The 14,131-nt window shown below is 40.4% G+C and carries 20 protein-coding genes and 1 pseudogene; 11 read left to right on the top strand and 10 right to left on the bottom strand.

Going from position 1 to position 14,131, the window contains the following annotated elements:
* Positions 1–144: 144 nt before the first annotated feature.
* The gene (locus QFZ72_RS15395) at positions 145–255 is read right to left on the bottom strand and encodes a DUF2639 domain-containing protein (protein ID WP_373464697.1); all 111 of its coding nucleotides are present in this window, start codon (positions 253–255) and stop codon (positions 145–147) included.
* Between the two features lie 174 nt (positions 256–429).
* Here QFZ72_RS15395 and QFZ72_RS15390 point away from each other — a divergent pair, with 174 nt between their 5' ends.
* Entirely contained in the window at positions 430–582 is a 153-nt protein-coding gene (locus tag QFZ72_RS15390; RefSeq protein WP_307434827.1) for a hypothetical protein, read from the top strand.
* Here QFZ72_RS15390 and QFZ72_RS15385 read toward each other — a convergent pair.
* The 3 genes from QFZ72_RS15385 to QFZ72_RS15375 form a co-directional block, all read right to left on the bottom strand.
* Entirely contained in the window at positions 559–738 is a 180-nt protein-coding gene (locus tag QFZ72_RS15385) for a hypothetical protein (protein WP_307434824.1), read from the bottom strand. The two genes, QFZ72_RS15390 and QFZ72_RS15385, sit on opposite strands and share 24 nt — an antisense overlap.
* A gap of 335 nt (positions 739–1,073) precedes the next feature.
* Entirely contained in the window at positions 1,074–1,478 is a 405-nt protein-coding gene (locus tag QFZ72_RS15380; RefSeq protein ID WP_223442885.1) for an Hsp20/alpha crystallin family protein, read from the bottom strand.
* Between the two features lie 266 nt (positions 1,479–1,744).
* Entirely contained in the window at positions 1,745–1,891 is a 147-nt protein-coding gene (locus QFZ72_RS15375) for a small acid-soluble spore protein P (protein ID WP_252205450.1), read from the bottom strand.
* Positions 1,892–2,021: 130 nt separating this feature from the next.
* On the opposite strand from QFZ72_RS15375, the gene QFZ72_RS15370 reads away from it, so the two are divergent.
* Positions 2,022–2,285 carry a hypothetical protein gene (locus tag QFZ72_RS15370; RefSeq protein ID WP_307434820.1) on the top strand — a complete coding sequence of 88 codons (264 nt, stop codon included), beginning with the start codon at positions 2,022–2,024 and terminating at the stop codon, positions 2,283–2,285.
* Between the two features lie 34 nt (positions 2,286–2,319).
* Here QFZ72_RS15370 and sspO read toward each other — a convergent pair whose 3' ends face one another.
* The gene (gene sspO / locus QFZ72_RS15365; protein ID WP_070877357.1) at positions 2,320–2,469 is read right to left on the bottom strand and encodes a small acid-soluble spore protein O; all 150 of its coding nucleotides are present in this window, start codon (positions 2,467–2,469) and stop codon (positions 2,320–2,322) included.
* A 242-nt stretch (positions 2,470–2,711) separates the two neighbouring features.
* On the opposite strand from sspO, the pseudogene acnA reads away from it, so the two are divergent.
* From acnA to QFZ72_RS15330, 7 genes and pseudogenes are all read left to right on the top strand, one after another.
* Positions 2,712–5,443 (top strand): annotated as a pseudogene (gene acnA, locus QFZ72_RS15360) (aconitate hydratase AcnA).
* 158 nt (positions 5,444–5,601) lie between these two features.
* Entirely contained in the window at positions 5,602–6,114 is a 513-nt protein-coding gene (locus QFZ72_RS15355) for a TlpA family protein disulfide reductase (protein ID WP_307434817.1), read from the top strand.
* A gap of 113 nt (positions 6,115–6,227) precedes the next feature.
* Positions 6,228–6,359, top strand: a complete 132-nt coding sequence (locus QFZ72_RS15350) for an FbpB family small basic protein (RefSeq protein ID WP_252205454.1) — start codon at positions 6,228–6,230, stop codon at positions 6,357–6,359.
* Positions 6,360–6,425: 66 nt separating this feature from the next.
* Entirely contained in the window at positions 6,426–6,569 is a 144-nt protein-coding gene (locus tag QFZ72_RS15345; RefSeq protein ID WP_223442901.1) for an acid-soluble spore protein N, read from the top strand.
* 92 nt (positions 6,570–6,661) lie between these two features.
* Positions 6,662–6,892, top strand: a complete 231-nt coding sequence (gene tlp / locus QFZ72_RS15340) for a small acid-soluble spore protein Tlp (protein ID WP_307434813.1) — start codon at positions 6,662–6,664, stop codon at positions 6,890–6,892.
* 133 nt (positions 6,893–7,025) lie between these two features.
* Complete coding sequence (locus QFZ72_RS15335) at positions 7,026–7,442, top strand: acyl-CoA thioesterase (protein WP_307434811.1); 417 nt, start codon at positions 7,026–7,028, stop codon at positions 7,440–7,442.
* An 8-nt stretch (positions 7,443–7,450) separates the two neighbouring features.
* Positions 7,451–7,753, top strand: a complete 303-nt coding sequence (locus tag QFZ72_RS15330) for a hypothetical protein (RefSeq protein WP_307434809.1) — start codon at positions 7,451–7,453, stop codon at positions 7,751–7,753.
* An 11-nt stretch (positions 7,754–7,764) separates the two neighbouring features.
* Here the strand turns inward: QFZ72_RS15330 and QFZ72_RS15325 are convergent, their stop codons facing one another.
* The 3 genes from QFZ72_RS15325 to plsY form a co-directional block, all read right to left on the bottom strand.
* Entirely contained in the window at positions 7,765–8,067 is a 303-nt protein-coding gene (locus QFZ72_RS15325; protein WP_307434806.1) for a HesB/YadR/YfhF family protein, read from the bottom strand.
* 72 nt (positions 8,068–8,139) lie between these two features.
* Positions 8,140–9,264 carry a CapA family protein gene (locus QFZ72_RS15320; RefSeq protein ID WP_307434803.1) on the bottom strand — a complete coding sequence of 375 codons (1,125 nt, stop codon included), beginning with the start codon at positions 9,262–9,264 and terminating at the stop codon, positions 8,140–8,142.
* A 229-nt stretch (positions 9,265–9,493) separates the two neighbouring features.
* On the bottom strand, positions 9,494–10,078 hold the full coding sequence (gene plsY, locus QFZ72_RS15315; protein ID WP_307434800.1) for a glycerol-3-phosphate 1-O-acyltransferase PlsY: 585 nt from the start codon (positions 10,076–10,078) through the stop codon (positions 9,494–9,496).
* Between the two features lie 115 nt (positions 10,079–10,193).
* On the opposite strand from plsY, the gene QFZ72_RS15310 reads away from it, so the two are divergent.
* Positions 10,194–10,607 (top strand): CoA-binding protein, encoded by a 414-nt coding sequence (locus tag QFZ72_RS15310; RefSeq protein WP_373464584.1) that lies wholly within the window; start codon positions 10,194–10,196, stop codon positions 10,605–10,607.
* A gap of 2 nt (positions 10,608–10,609) precedes the next feature.
* On the opposite strand, the gene QFZ72_RS15305 is transcribed toward QFZ72_RS15310, so the two are convergent.
* Together QFZ72_RS15305 and QFZ72_RS15300 are read right to left on the bottom strand one after the other, a co-directional pair.
* Positions 10,610–10,933, bottom strand: a complete 324-nt coding sequence (locus tag QFZ72_RS15305) for a hypothetical protein (RefSeq protein ID WP_307434797.1) — start codon at positions 10,931–10,933, stop codon at positions 10,610–10,612.
* A 293-nt stretch (positions 10,934–11,226) separates the two neighbouring features.
* A complete protein-coding gene (locus tag QFZ72_RS15300; RefSeq protein ID WP_307434794.1) occupies positions 11,227–11,823 on the bottom strand; it encodes a PadR family transcriptional regulator in 597 nt (198 codons plus the stop codon).
* Between the two features lie 334 nt (positions 11,824–12,157).
* Between QFZ72_RS15300 and parE the strand changes: the two genes are divergently transcribed.
* Complete coding sequence (gene parE / locus QFZ72_RS15295) at positions 12,158–14,128, top strand: DNA topoisomerase IV subunit B (protein WP_307434791.1); 1,971 nt, start codon at positions 12,158–12,160, stop codon at positions 14,126–14,128.
* Positions 14,129–14,131: the final 3 nt, after the last annotated feature.

Here is a 14,131-nt window from a genome sequence, read left to right as displayed (position 1 = left end):
AACGCACCTCCTCATTCAGCAGTTTCATATTCATTATATGATTAAAAACGACTATAAAAAAGAATTATTTTCCTTATTAATGTAATTTTTTTTAAAAGTTATTCGTTTTATAGTTCTATATACTCACAAAAAAACTTCCCTATCTCAGGAAGTTTCATCCATTTCTTGAGTTAATCGGAAATACAGGTTGCGGATAACAAAGGTTTTGTATAATTTCAAATTCCGTCTTTCAATTGGGTGTTTAGTGATCCCCATTTCTCTCAGTTTTTTAACATACCATCCTTTTGAACCGTAATAAGCCATAAGAAAACCCCTTTTTATATAGTTAGGAGAAAATATGATTAAAAGGGGTTTTTCAGAACAAGTACAGTCATTAATAAGAAACTTTCAAGTCTCCCCATCATATATTGATTTACAGGAGGCTAAGACATGGATAAGTATTATTGTACAAATTGTATGCTGCTTTTAAACCAAGACCAATTATGCAAACGCTGCGGCAACAAGGTGATTAATAAAATTGAAATAAATGTTCAAACCCACCATCCGAAAAAAACTGGCTTAAAAAAAGAATCGGACTCTTAATGGCGGCATCTTTTCAGGTGCCGTTTCGCTCGTTTCCTGCTCTGAATCCTGAACCGTCTTACTTGTTTCATTTGACCCTGTATGAATGGAATTCCCAAAATTCACTACGCCGCCTGTAATTTCATGAATGACGAGATTTTTAATAAATACACCCAATCCTTCCACGCTCCTTCTCAATACTTATATGCCAGATGGTAAGGACTTGTCTAAACCATTACCTAAACAGACAGAAAAAGGCTTGCTCCTGATTTTGGTCAACATAGCTATAAAGAAATTTAGCCAAAACAAAAAGCAAGACAAAATCTTGCTTTCAGAGTGTAGACAAACCCCTTTTCCAGAGAAATTATTGAATAAAAAGGGGTTTTTGTTTCTTGAATTTTGCATATATTGATATCTATTCAAAAAAATCATACTATATCTTGAACCTCATCTAGATAAGGAAAATAGCTGCCGACTTTGTCGACAGCCTGAAAGCAAGACAAAATCTTGCTTTAATTTGTAAATTGGACAGGAATGTGACATCCGTTGCGGGCACAGCTGCCTTCTTTGCATATTTTCACTTCCAGAATATCATTTGAAAAAAAGGCTTCTATCATTTTTTTCTCAAGCGAAAAAGGAAGAAGAATGGATCTTTCCAGCTGATCTTTATCTTCATTTGCAGATAGAGAAGGATGGGCCGAGATGATTAACGTTTCTTGATTGGTTACTATTTTTATATCTTCTGGATTTATATTTGTGAATTCTGCTTCTACAATATATTCATCACTTGTTTCAAATAAATCCACACGGAAAGAATGGTAATCAAGCAGAGCTGAGAATGGATCTGTGAAAAATTGATTCATCCAGTCTTCAATACAGCTTAGATCAGATGGCTTTGAACGTTTTTTTTTATCCATCTAAAATTGACCTCCAAAAACCATACTACTTAAATCATATTCAGTTCATAGACATTACGTGAATGAAAGTAAATGAAATATAGAAGAGTAATAATAATGAAAGGGTCATACTTTTTCTGGCGGATGATTATGCACAAGATAATTGAGCTTTGAGGGGATGTAATCTGTATATAATATTTTATTAACTATCAGGAACGATAATGCTTAGCCAAAAAAATAAAAAATAGATGAACGGATGCCTGAAGCAGAGCCGTTCATATTATTGATTACATGTCGTGGTGAGAGTTATGTTTTTGGCGGGTATGATTGCGGTTCTTCACTTTTTTAGATCCGCTTAAAGGTTCAGGCTGACCCGGATTATTGCCTTTAGGTGCATTCTTTCGCATATCTTTACTGTCATTTTTATTGGTCATGTTTTTTCACCATCCTTTCTAATTAGGATGAAACTTTTAAGATGCAATCATACAAATTAAAGCCTGTATAATATGACCATTTATATCCCACAATAAGCTACATATCAGCACCACTACTGGAGGGAATTATATGCCATACCATAAGGACAAACAACAGGCTTTTCAGGCTGCCCAGCAAGGAACCGCACAGGCGGAAAATATGTACCAGCAGCTTTCCGCTGACAGCTCAGATTACGGCATTCAGCTAAGCCACTTAAAAGAAGAAGTGAATGAAGCATATGAACAAATTAACAATGCACTTGAAGTGGCCTCAGAAACACAGCGTGCAACATTAGAGCAATACAGAAAAGATCTCTCAAGAATTGTTGCAGAGGTTAATATTGAGGATCAATAAGTTAAAAAACGACGGGAATTCCGTCGTTTTTCGATTACTGATTTTTTTTGCGTTTTTTATTATTCTGCTTTTGGGCTGCAGTTAGAGGCTCATTCGAAAATTCCTCATTATATCCTGTCCCTTTTCCTTGTGCTGATGCAGCGTTCATGCCTTCTATGACATGGTTTGCTTTGCGTTTTGCCATTCTCTTTCACCCCCGTGGATATAGTGTGTGTTTCTAAAAGAAAATGATGTGCGCGTTTACAATTCTATATATTAAAAAAGTACTGAAGTTTACAACTATAAGAACTACTTATGTAGTTTGATAACAGCATTGTTATTTACTTATGTTAAAACATGTATTAAGATGAAATTGTGCGAATAATTTGGTGGGAGAGACCGAGGTTTCGACACACTTCGATTTTGATTTAAAAGGGGAGAAAACATATGACGAAACAACAGCAATTATCACATCACGATGTTTTCCAAGCGCGTAAAAGTTTTACAGTAGGCGGAAAAACATACAACTATTATTCATTAAAAGCATTAGAAGATGCAGGAGTCGGCAATGTTTCAAAATTGCCTTACTCAATTAAAGTTCTGCTTGAATCAGTTCTGAGACAAGTAGATGGAAGAGTCATCACAAAAGAGCATGTCGAAAATTTAGCAAAATGGGGAACGGCAGAGCAAAAAGAACTTGATGTGCCATTTAAGCCATCACGTGTTATTTTGCAGGATTTCACAGGCGTTCCGGCTGTAGTAGACCTTGCTTCACTCCGTAAAGCAATGGCAGACATCGGCGGTAATCCTGATGTCATTAATCCTGAAATTACAGTGGACTTGGTAATCGACCACTCTGTACAGGTTGATAAAGCAGGAACAATGGATTCCCTTCAATTCAATATGGAACTTGAGTTCGAACGTAACGCTGAGCGCTATAAATTTTTGAGCTGGGCAAAGAAAGCGTTTAATAATTATCGCGCAGTACCTCCTGCAACTGGAATCGTTCACCAGGTAAACCTAGAGTACTTAGCAAACGTTGTTCATGCAGTAGAAGGCGCGGACGGAACATTTGAAACATACCCAGATTCACTTGTAGGAACGGATTCACATCACATACAACGATGATCAATGGCATCGGCGTATTAGGATGGGGTGTGGGCGGTATTGAGGCTGAAGCTGGAATGCTTGGACAGCCATCATATTTCCCGGTTCCTGAAGTAATCGGAGTGAAATTGACAGGCCAAATGCCAAACGGCACAACGGCAACAGACCTTGCCCTTAAAGTAACACAAGTTCTTCGTCAAAAAGGCGTTGTAGGCAAGTTTGTTGAATTCTTCGGACCTGGTGTACCGCAGCTGCCGCTTGCAGACCGTGCAACAATTGCCAACATGGCACCAGAATACGGCGCAACTTGCGGATTCTTTCCGGTAGACGATGAGGCATTGGAGTACATGAAGTTAACTGGCCGTGACCAGAAGCTTGTAGATGTTGTTGAAGCATACTGCAAAGCCAACGAACTATTCTTCTCACCAGATGATGAGCCGGTATACACATCTGTTGTTGAAATTGATCTTGCTGAGATTGAAGCAAATCTTTCAGGGCCTAAGCGTCCTCAGGACTTAATTCCTCTATCAGCTATGCAGAAATCTTTCCAGACAGCTCTTGCTGCTCCAAGCGGCAACCAGGGCTTTGGTTTAGAAGCAGCAGAAGCAAATAAAGAAATCAGCGTTATTCTTGCAAACGGTGAAGAAACAAAAATGAAAACAGGAGCTATTGCCATTGCCGCGATTACAAGCTGCACAAACACTTCTAACCCGTATGTATTGGTTGGAGCGGGTTTAGTAGCTAAAAAAGCAATCGAAAAAGGCATGAAAGTTCCTGCATATGTTAAAACTTCTTTAGCTCCAGGTTCAAAAGTTGTAACAGGCTACCTTGAGAACTCAGGATTGCTTCCTTATATGAACCAACTAGGCTTCAATGTAGTCGGTTATGGGTGTACAACTTGCATCGGGAACTCCGGTCCCCTAGCTGAAGAGATTGAAAAAGCAGTTGCTGAAAACGACTTGCTTGTTACATCTGTTCTTTCAGGTAACCGCAACTTTGAAGGAAGAATTCATCCGCTAGTAAAAGGAAACTATCTGGCTTCACCGCCGCTGGTTGTAGCCTATGCTTTAGCTGGTACAGTGAATATTGATCTTAAAAATGACTCATTAGGTAAAGATAAGGATGGCAATGATGTATTCTTTAACGATATCTGGCCATCAATGGACGAAATCAATGAGATCGTAAAACAAACAGTAACACCTGAGCTCTTCCGCCAGGAATATGGCAGAGTATTTGATGATAACGAGCGCTGGAATGCAATACAGACAACAGATGAGGCATTGTATCAGTGGGATCAGGATTCCACTTATATTCAAAACCCTCCATTCTTTGAAAACTTAAATCCAGAGCCAGGTCTTGTTGAGCCGCTTACGAATTTGCGCGTCGTTGCAAAATTCGGAGATTCTGTTACAACAGACCATATTTCGCCAGCCGGTTCAATTGGTAAAGATACTCCTGCAGGACGTTACCTTCAGGAAAAAGGCGTCAGTCCGAGAGAATTTAACTCATATGGTTCACGCCGCGGAAATCATGAAGTTATGATGCGCGGAACATTTGCAAATATCCGTATTAAAAACCAAGTAGCACCTGGAACAGAAGGCGGCTATACAACATATTGGCCAACAGGAGAAGTGACTTCCATCTATGACGCTTGCATGAAGTATAAACAAGACGGAACTGGTCTTGTCGTTCTTGCTGGCAAAGACTATGGTATGGGAAGCTCACGTGACTGGGCTGCAAAAGGCACAAACCTTTTGGGCATTAAAACAGTTATTGCTGAGAGCTTTGAGCGTATTCACAGAAGCAACCTTGTGTTCATGGGCGTTCTTCCTTTGCAGTTCAAGCAAGGTGAAAGTGCTGAGGTTCTTGGATTAACAGGTAAAGAAACAATTGAGGTCCTGATTGATGAAACGGTTAAACCTCGCGACCATGTGAAAGTAAGAGCAACTGATGAAGAAGGCAATGTAAAAGAATTTGAAGTGCTTGTACGCTTTGACAGTGATGTTGAAGTCGACTACTACCGCCATGGCGGCATCCTTCAAATGGTCTTACGCGAAAAAATAAAAGGCTAAATTGTGAAAAGGACGGAGTTTCCGTCCTTTTTTTGCGGGGTTTTATTGTCCTTTTTAATAAGAGATGATTTAATAAAATAGAACGTAAATAGGTGGTTGTCCTAATACCATCTTCCTTACATATAAATGAGATATAAGGGATATGCAGCAAGGGGGAAATGAAATTGAAACGAATACTTGCCATTTGTCTGCTTGTGTTTTTGGCGGGCTATGCAGTCTGGTTTGCGATCCTGCCTAAGGAACCAAAAGAAGGCCTTGAGATAGGAAATAAGCCACCAGAATTTGAACTTGAGATGCTAAACGGAGAAAAAGTTAATTTAGAAGACGTAAAAGGCAAAAAAGTGATGATCAATTTCTGGGCTACTTGGTGTCCGCCGTGCGAAGCGGAAATGCCGGAAATGCAGAAGCTGCAAAATGAGCACCCTGATGAATTGGTTGTTCTTGCTGTTAACATGACAAATGCTGAAAAAAGCAGGGAAGATGTTGAAACATTTCTTTCAAAACGGAAACTGACCTTTCCTGTAGCTTTGGATAAGGATGGAAGAGTAAGTGTTCAATACGAAGTTTATTCGTATCCGACAACTTATTTTCTCGATGAAGAAGGAAAAATCTTAAATATTTCCCGCGGTGCGATGACACAGGAAACGATGGAGAAACTGCTTGAAATCTAATTTTTAAAGACTGTTTAGGTAATCTAAGCAGTCTTTTTTTGTTTTTTCTAAAAACTTGTACTATTTTTCTTGTTTATGGCAAAACTGAATTTAATACTATGGAGGTGTCCAGCTTGAGAAAAATAAAAAAGATGACGTTTGAAGAGTTAGTACTTGAAAATAAGAAGGAACTGCTTAAGGATCAGGAGGCTTTAAACCGGCTTGAAGAGAGAGTGGAGCAGCGTCTGTTCGATAAGCTCAGCTAAATCCAACACTTGGTTGTCATGTTTGCTCCTTTACTGGAGAAGATAATGGTGAGGAGGCGAGAGAACATGACAAATTCAAATGATAAACAAAGCCATTTCACTCCAAATCACATTGGAACAAAATCCAGAGGGTTTGGCGGAAATAAAGGGAAAAAAATGCAAAATAAATCGAATGAACATCCACAGGTAATGCAAACAAAAGGTGAGTAGTGCAAATAAGTTTCCATAATATTATTATGTAAACTTATTGACTGTTTGCATTTATTCTTATTTTAATCAAACTTAATAAAGGATGTGTTCACATGGGTTATAAATCAAATCCAGATGATCGTTCAGATAATGTTGAAAAGCTGCAGGATATGGTTCAAAACACGATCGAAAATATAGAAAAAGCACAGGAAACGGCAGAGTTTTCAAGTGGCGAAGAAAGAGACCGCATTGAAGCTAAAAACCACCGCCGTGAAGAAAGTCTTGAAGCTTTCCGTTCTGAAATCAGAGATGAAGCATCTGCACGTGAGAATGGCTATAAATAATTAAAAAAATTATAAAGGATGACCCTCTAGTATAGGGCCATCCTTTATTTTTTGTTGCAAATGACAGCATATGGTATGATAATATTTATTCGTTGTCCTAAATTTGGATGCTTCATAAGGAGAGGGAACACATATGCATGTTTCAAAAAAAGAGATAGAAGTAAGGTACGCAGAAACGGATCAAATGGGTGTTGTGTATCATGCTAATTATTTAGTATGGATGGAAGTGGGCAGAACACAGCTGATTCAGGATCTGGGCTTTTCCTATGCAGATATGGAGAAAGAAGGAATTATATCTCCAGTCATTGATCTCCAGGTTCAGTACAAAAAACCGATGAAATACGGTGAAACCGTTAAAGTACATACTTGGATAGAAGAATATAATGGATTTAAAGTGGCATACGGCTACGAAATGTACACACCTGACGGAGAGCTTGCACTTCAGGCAGTTTCAAACCATGTGTGTGTCAAAAAAGAAAATTTCAAACCGATACAAATCCGCAAAAAATATCCGAAATGGCATGAAGCATATGAAAAAGCGAAAAAGTAGGGATGTCTGTGGCATTTGGAATTAAGCGCAAGGAACTGGCGGATTGGAAAGCACGAGTAGGAAAAGGAGAGCTTGCATTTCTGACCCATTTTTGGACTGACCCAAGATTTCCTGCTTCACATGCTGTTACAAAAGCCGGGTGCTCTGATTTGTCCAAGCTCATCGAGTGGGGAGAAACGTTTGGATTAAAGAAAGAGTGGATTCATCACAACAAGGATTATCCGCATTTTGACTTGATGGGAGCGGTACAGCTCAAAGTCTTAGAGGCACATAACCTGACTGACCACATTGAACGTTTCAAATTACGTTAAAAAACCGCAGATTAGTTATCTGCGGCTTTTTTATAATCAAAAACGGGTTCCTTTTTTTCTTCGTCAAAGTCAATCACCAAGTCGTTTTGATCAAAATACCAAATGTCACTTTCTTCAATAAAAAAGGTAATGCCGTTTTTTTCTGTTTTTGCACCAGCTTCCTTTGGCTGATCTTTTATTACACCTAATGAAAAACCTTTTTGAATGGTGCTGCTGCCTCCGTATCGGACAAAAAATCGAAACGAATCCCCGCTTGCAACATTCATTTCATTCTGATACCACTCTGCCGCTTTGTCACTAATATGTATGTTCATCCTGAGTATCACTCCTTCTCTCATACGATACCACGAAAAGGCAAATCAAAAACAAAACACGGCAAAATTCTTTTAATTTTCTTCATTTAAATTTTGGAACATATGCTCTTGTATCGCTTTATTTTGAGCCTGATCAACATTTTTCAGTTCTTTTACGCGGTATGCACGGTTGTTTTGATTGACGACAATTGTCGGAACAAAGCCCGGCTCAGTCAGCTCCATTTTTTTTGTTCCTTTTGAAAGTTCTTTCGTTATTTTTATGGAGAAAATTCCGCCAATTTCTTTGTATTCACCAACTTGACCTGATAAGAAGTTTCCTAAAGAGTAGATGACAAAGGTTTTTTTGCCATTTTGACCTTCTACCCATTCCATTGGCTGAAGGACGTGGGGATGATGTCCAATCACTAAATCAACACCCTGATCCGCCAAAAACTTTGCCAACTCCTGCTGTTCCTCGTTTGGAAGACGGATATATTCTACCCCCCAGTGCATGCTTACGATGACGGCGTCTGAAAGCTTCTTCATTTCTTCAATATCTTTTATCATTTTGGGTTTATCAATTAAATTAACGAGATGAGGTTTTCCCTCTGGAACAGGAATGCCGTTTGTTCCGTATGTATAAGCCAGAAACCCTAATTTCACGCCATTTTTATTGATTACCCGTGGTGTATCTGCATCTTGGCTGTTCCGGTAGCTTCCAACATAAGGCATCCCGATTTCATCATAGCGGTCAGTCGCGTTTAATATGGCCTTCTCGCCGCGGTCAAGCGTGTGGTTGTTGGCAATTCCCGCTATGTCAACACCGGCATCCTGAAATGCATCCACAACCTCAAACGGGCTGTTAAAAGAAGGATAAGTGGACAAACCAATTTCAGTGCCGCCAATCATTGTTTCCTGATTGGCGAATGTGATGTCGCTCTTGCCGATCAAAGGTTTTACATCTTTTATCATTGGTTTGAAATCATAAGTGCCGCTGCCTGTTTTTGCATCGTTATATACGCGCCCGTGGATCAATATATCTCCAAACGCTGAGAGTGTAACAGCGGATCTGAATGATTTGGGCTGCTGAGTCATATTCATTCCGGAATGCGCTTTCACAGGGTATTCTGTATCTTCCTGCGGCTCTGCCAAAAGAAAGAATGCTGCACCGATCGAGGCTAGCAGAACGGCAGCTGAGAGGATCCATTTCTTCATCATGTCATATTCTCCTATTAATGATCTTTTTTATTATCATAAACGATAGGATAAAAAAAGGAAATCTTATTTAGATCGGACCGAACATCAGAAAAAAGCAAGAGCCCTGGTCAGAACCAGCCGGACAGGTTAGGGGAGTATTATGGGCTGCCGTTCTGGCAGGGGATAAAGGGTCTTCTGCATGCTATTAATGCCCGTCTTAATACATGAAAAAAGCTGCCCTCGGGCAGCTTTAAATCCATTTTACTTTAGGTTCTGTTTTATCTCTGATACGTTTAATATTTGCGCGATGACGGTATATAACAAACAGGGACAGAACGCTGACGACTGCAATTAAAACCGGGTCACCGATGAAAATGCTGAAAATGATTGCATAGATGCCTGTGAGCATGGATGACAGTGATACATACTTTGATAAGTATAGGAACAGGAAGAAGACAGCAAGCATCGTTATGAACATCAGCGGTGCTGAGAACAAGAGAATACCGCCTGAGGTAGCAACTGCCTTTCCGCCTTTGAAATTGGCAAACAGCGGGTACGTATGGCCAATGACAGCGAAGATTCCGATCAGCAGCGGATGCACGTTCTCTATACCAAAAAAGAATGGGAGGGATGCTGCAAGCGTTCCTTTTAGAATATCCGCACTGGTTACAAGCAGTCCTGCTTTTACACCAAGAGTGCGGAATGTATTCGTTCCTCCCAGATTCCCGCTCCCATGTTCACGAATGTCAATTCCGTAACCGACTTTCCCGACGATCAGGCCAGAAGGAATGGAACCGAGTAAATAAGCTAAAATAATAATGGCTGCAATAATCAATGGATCCGCTCTCCTTAATTTATTTTTGAATAAAACTATTTTATCATGTAACTAGCACTTAAGACTACGTCATAAAAAAGAAACAAAAAAAATCATACAGAAGGAGTTTTAAACTATGAGTATATCCATCCCATCGAGAGAAGAAATTGGAAAAATATTAAAAAAGAGCAAACGAATCGCTGTCGTGGGCCTGTCAGATCAGCCTGAGCGCACTTCTTACATGGTCAGTAAAGCAATGCAGGATGCAGGATATGAAATTATTCCGGTGAATCCGACAATCAAAGAAGCGCTGGGAGTGAAAGCAGTGGGCTCTTTAAAAGATATTGACGGTCATATTGACATTGTGAATGTATTTCGCAGGTCAGAGCATTTGCTCCCTGTTGCAGAGGAATTTTTAGAGATTGATGCAGACGTTTTCTGGGCTCAATTAGGTCTCGTAAATGAGGATGCCTATCATTTATTGAAGGATAAAGGCTCCACGGTAATCATGGACCGCTGCATTAAAGTAGAACATGCTTTAACAAAATGAAATCACAGGGGATGACCCTGTGATTTTCTTATGCCAGAATGCTTTGGAGAAAGTGATGGTTTGTAAAATGCAGCAATTGCCCCTAAAACATCGTGCAGAACCTGCAACACCAGCACGCTTGCAGGGCAAATCCAATTAGAAATTATGGATCCCGCAGCTGGAGCAAAAAGCATAGCGAGTTTTTGCAGAGCCATGGCTGCAGCGGATACTCTGCCTGTGAGTTCTTTAGGGGTTTCAGACTGCAGCAAATTACTAAAAGGATTGGCAGAACTGAACCAAACAGACCTAACATGAACGCACCTGTCAAATCCAATGATCCAATACAAATATTTTTAATCCTCCGAGCCCTGTAAGCACAATTATGATGATGCGAAAGAAAGCAGCCATTGCCATAAAGCGAAGTGAATGGAGTCTATCGTCCCATTAAGAAAGAGCGACCACGCTGCCAATACCTGCAGCACTTATGTCAACCCCCTAGCTTCCATCATAAATATACAAAACAACATTACCTTCTTTTTCGGCAGCCAATCAACAAAGACGCTTGAAAAAGGTCCAATAAAAGCCCAGGGAAGTGCCATAATTGTTATAAATGCTGCAATTGCTCCAACCCCCTGTAAATTCATGAATTCAACTTGCTCTTGCGCCGTTTAAGAAGCTTTTGCTCTATGCCGCGGGGGTCTTGTGATGACGGCAGAGCACCATTTTTTAATTGTTCAACAGATTCAATTATCCAGCGGATTTCAGTTTCCAATTTCATTTCTGCATAGCGGATGCCGATCATTCCGATACTTGAAATAAATGAAGTGCCGTTTTGCTGCCAATGGCGGACGTATTGAAGCAGCTCTGTACTCTCTTCTTTTCTTTTCTCTAGATGGGATACTAGAAGATCTTCGTCCATTTCTGAATGCCATGCTGCCAATTTCATAAATAATTCATCTTTCACAGATGGATAGGACGGGGCTTCAGACAGCCAGTTTTCAAGTTCAATCCAGCCTTTTTTCGTCAGTTCATATTGCTTTTTCTGCCGGCCGCCATGTTCTTTTGAAACAGAGTAAATGTAGCCGTTCTCCTCCAGGTTTTTAAGCTTGGGATAGATGCTCCCATAGCTCATTCCCCAAAAAAGACTTGAAGCTTTGGTCTCAAATTCACTTTTTATATCGTACCCTGTAGCGGGAGTAAAACTGATGACGGCTAAAATAGAGTGTTCAATCGACAATGTGAGGCCTCCTTATGGATTGATGTATCAATCTGATATATCATTATGTTATGTCTAAAAAGGGAGCAAATTCAACATTTTTCCAAAATATTTTCAATTTTAGCGTGCATCTGCTAAGATTTAGTTTGCGAAATTTTCAGCAACAGATAAAATATAGCTTGGGTATTTATTTTTATACGCTACTTTTTCTAAACAATGGTAAACTTGAAAAAGAGTAAAGGTGCAGGTCTTGTCACGTTGCCTGATGGTAAGATATGATTATAGAAACATACGTTCTTAATATGCAGCAATCTCTTACGTGACATTTGTTTTTTTTGAAAGGAGCTTAAATCGTTTGGATAAGCAGCAGCAGCAGTTTGATTACAATGATGATGCGATTCAAGTATTAGAAGGATTAGAAGCAGTGCGGAAAAGACCGGGTATGTATATCGGCAGCACTGATGCGAGAGGCTTGCATCACCTCGTCTATGAAATCGTTGATAATTCCGTTGATGAAGCATTAGGCGGATTTGGTGATCACATAATTGTTAAAATACATAAAGATAATAGTGTGTCTGTTCAGGACAAAGGGCGCGGGATGCCAACAGGGATGCACAAGCTCGGTAAACCAACTGCAGAAGTTATTATGACAGTTCTGCATGCCGGAGGGAAATTCGGACAAGGCGGATATAAAACAAGCGGCGGGCTCCATGGCGTTGGTGCCTCTGTAGTTAACGCACTGTCAGAATGGGTTGTTGTCACCATCCATCGCGATGGATATGTCTATGAACAGCGATTTGAAAATGGCGGTAAACCTGCAACAACTCTAGAGAAAATCGGGAAGTCGGGAAAAACAGGCACAATCATTCATTTCAAGCCTGATCCAGCCATATTCAGCACTACAACATATAACGCTGAGACATTAAGCGAACGCTTACGGGAATCCGCTTTTCTTTTAAAAGACCTGAAAATTGAGCTGATTGATGAACGGAATCAGACAAAAGACGTTTACCACTACGATACAGGGATCGAAGCGTTTGTCTCCTATTTGAATGAAGAAAAGGATTCCCTGCACAATGTTGTCTCCTTTGAAGGAATACAAAACAGCATTGAAGTTGAATTCGCTTTTCAATTTAACGACGGATACTCAGAGAATATCCTATCGTTTGTAAATAACGTCCGGACAAAAGACGGCGGAACACATGAAGCGGGTTCGAAAACGGCCATGACCCGTGCATTTAATGAATACGCCAGAAAAGTCGGCATTTTGAAAGAAAAAGATAAAAACCTTGACGGATCAGATATACGAGAAGGACTTTCCGCGATCATTTCCGTCCGGATCCCTGAAGAGCTGCTGCAATTTGAAGGGCAGACCAAGGGAAAGCTCGGCACAAGTGAGGCAAGATCTGCTGTTGATTCTGTCGTATCGGAAAATCTTGCTTACTTTTTAGAGGAAAACCCGGAGACAAGCACGCTGCTTGTCAGAAAAGCGATAAAAGCTTTCCAGGCACGGGAAGCAGCCCGGAAAGCCCGCGAGGAAGCAAGAAGCGGAAAGAAAAGAAAACGTTCTGAGGCCACGCTCAGCGGAAAACTTACCCCTGCACAATCCAGAAATCCTCAAAGAAATGAAATTTATCTGGTTGAGGGTGATTCTGCCGGCGGTTCAGCGAAACAGGGACGGGACAGACGCTTTCAGGCCGTTCTTCCATTGCGCGGAAAAGTCATTAACACAGAAAAAGCAAAGCTTGCAGACATTTTCAAAAATGAAGAGATTAATACAATCATCCATGCCATCGGAGCAGGTGTCGGAGCCGATTTTAATGTGGAAGATTGCAATTACGATAAAGTCATTATCATGACAGATGCTGATACAGACGGAGCGCATATTCAAGTGCTGATTTTGACTTTCTTTTACCGCTATATGAAGCCGCTCATTGAAGCAGGCAAAGTTTTTATCGCTCTGCCGCCTTTATACAAAGTCAGCAAAGGAACAGGAAAAAAAGCGGTCGTGGAATATGCCTGGTCAGATGAAGAGCTTCAGGATGTTCTAAAGAAAGTTGGAAAAGGCTACATGATTCAGCGCTACAAAGGTCTTGGAGAAATGAACGCAGATCAGCTGTGGGAAACGACAATGGATCCCGAGACTAGAACATTAATCCGTGTCCGCATTGACGATGCCGCACGTGCTGAGAGACGCGTCACAACATTGATGGGTGACAAAGTTGAGCCTAGACGGAAATGGATAGAAAGCAATGTAGCTTTTGGCTTAGATGAAGAAACCAACATCTTAGAAAACGAGAACTTATCCGTCGCAGAGGAGGAATAACTA

Source organism: Bacillus sp. V2I10, assembly GCF_030817055.1.
GTDB lineage: Bacteria > Bacillota > Bacilli > Bacillales > Bacillaceae > Bacillus_P.
The sequence above is the reverse complement of the archived record's forward strand: the minus strand, read 5'-3'. Positions and strand labels throughout refer to the sequence as shown.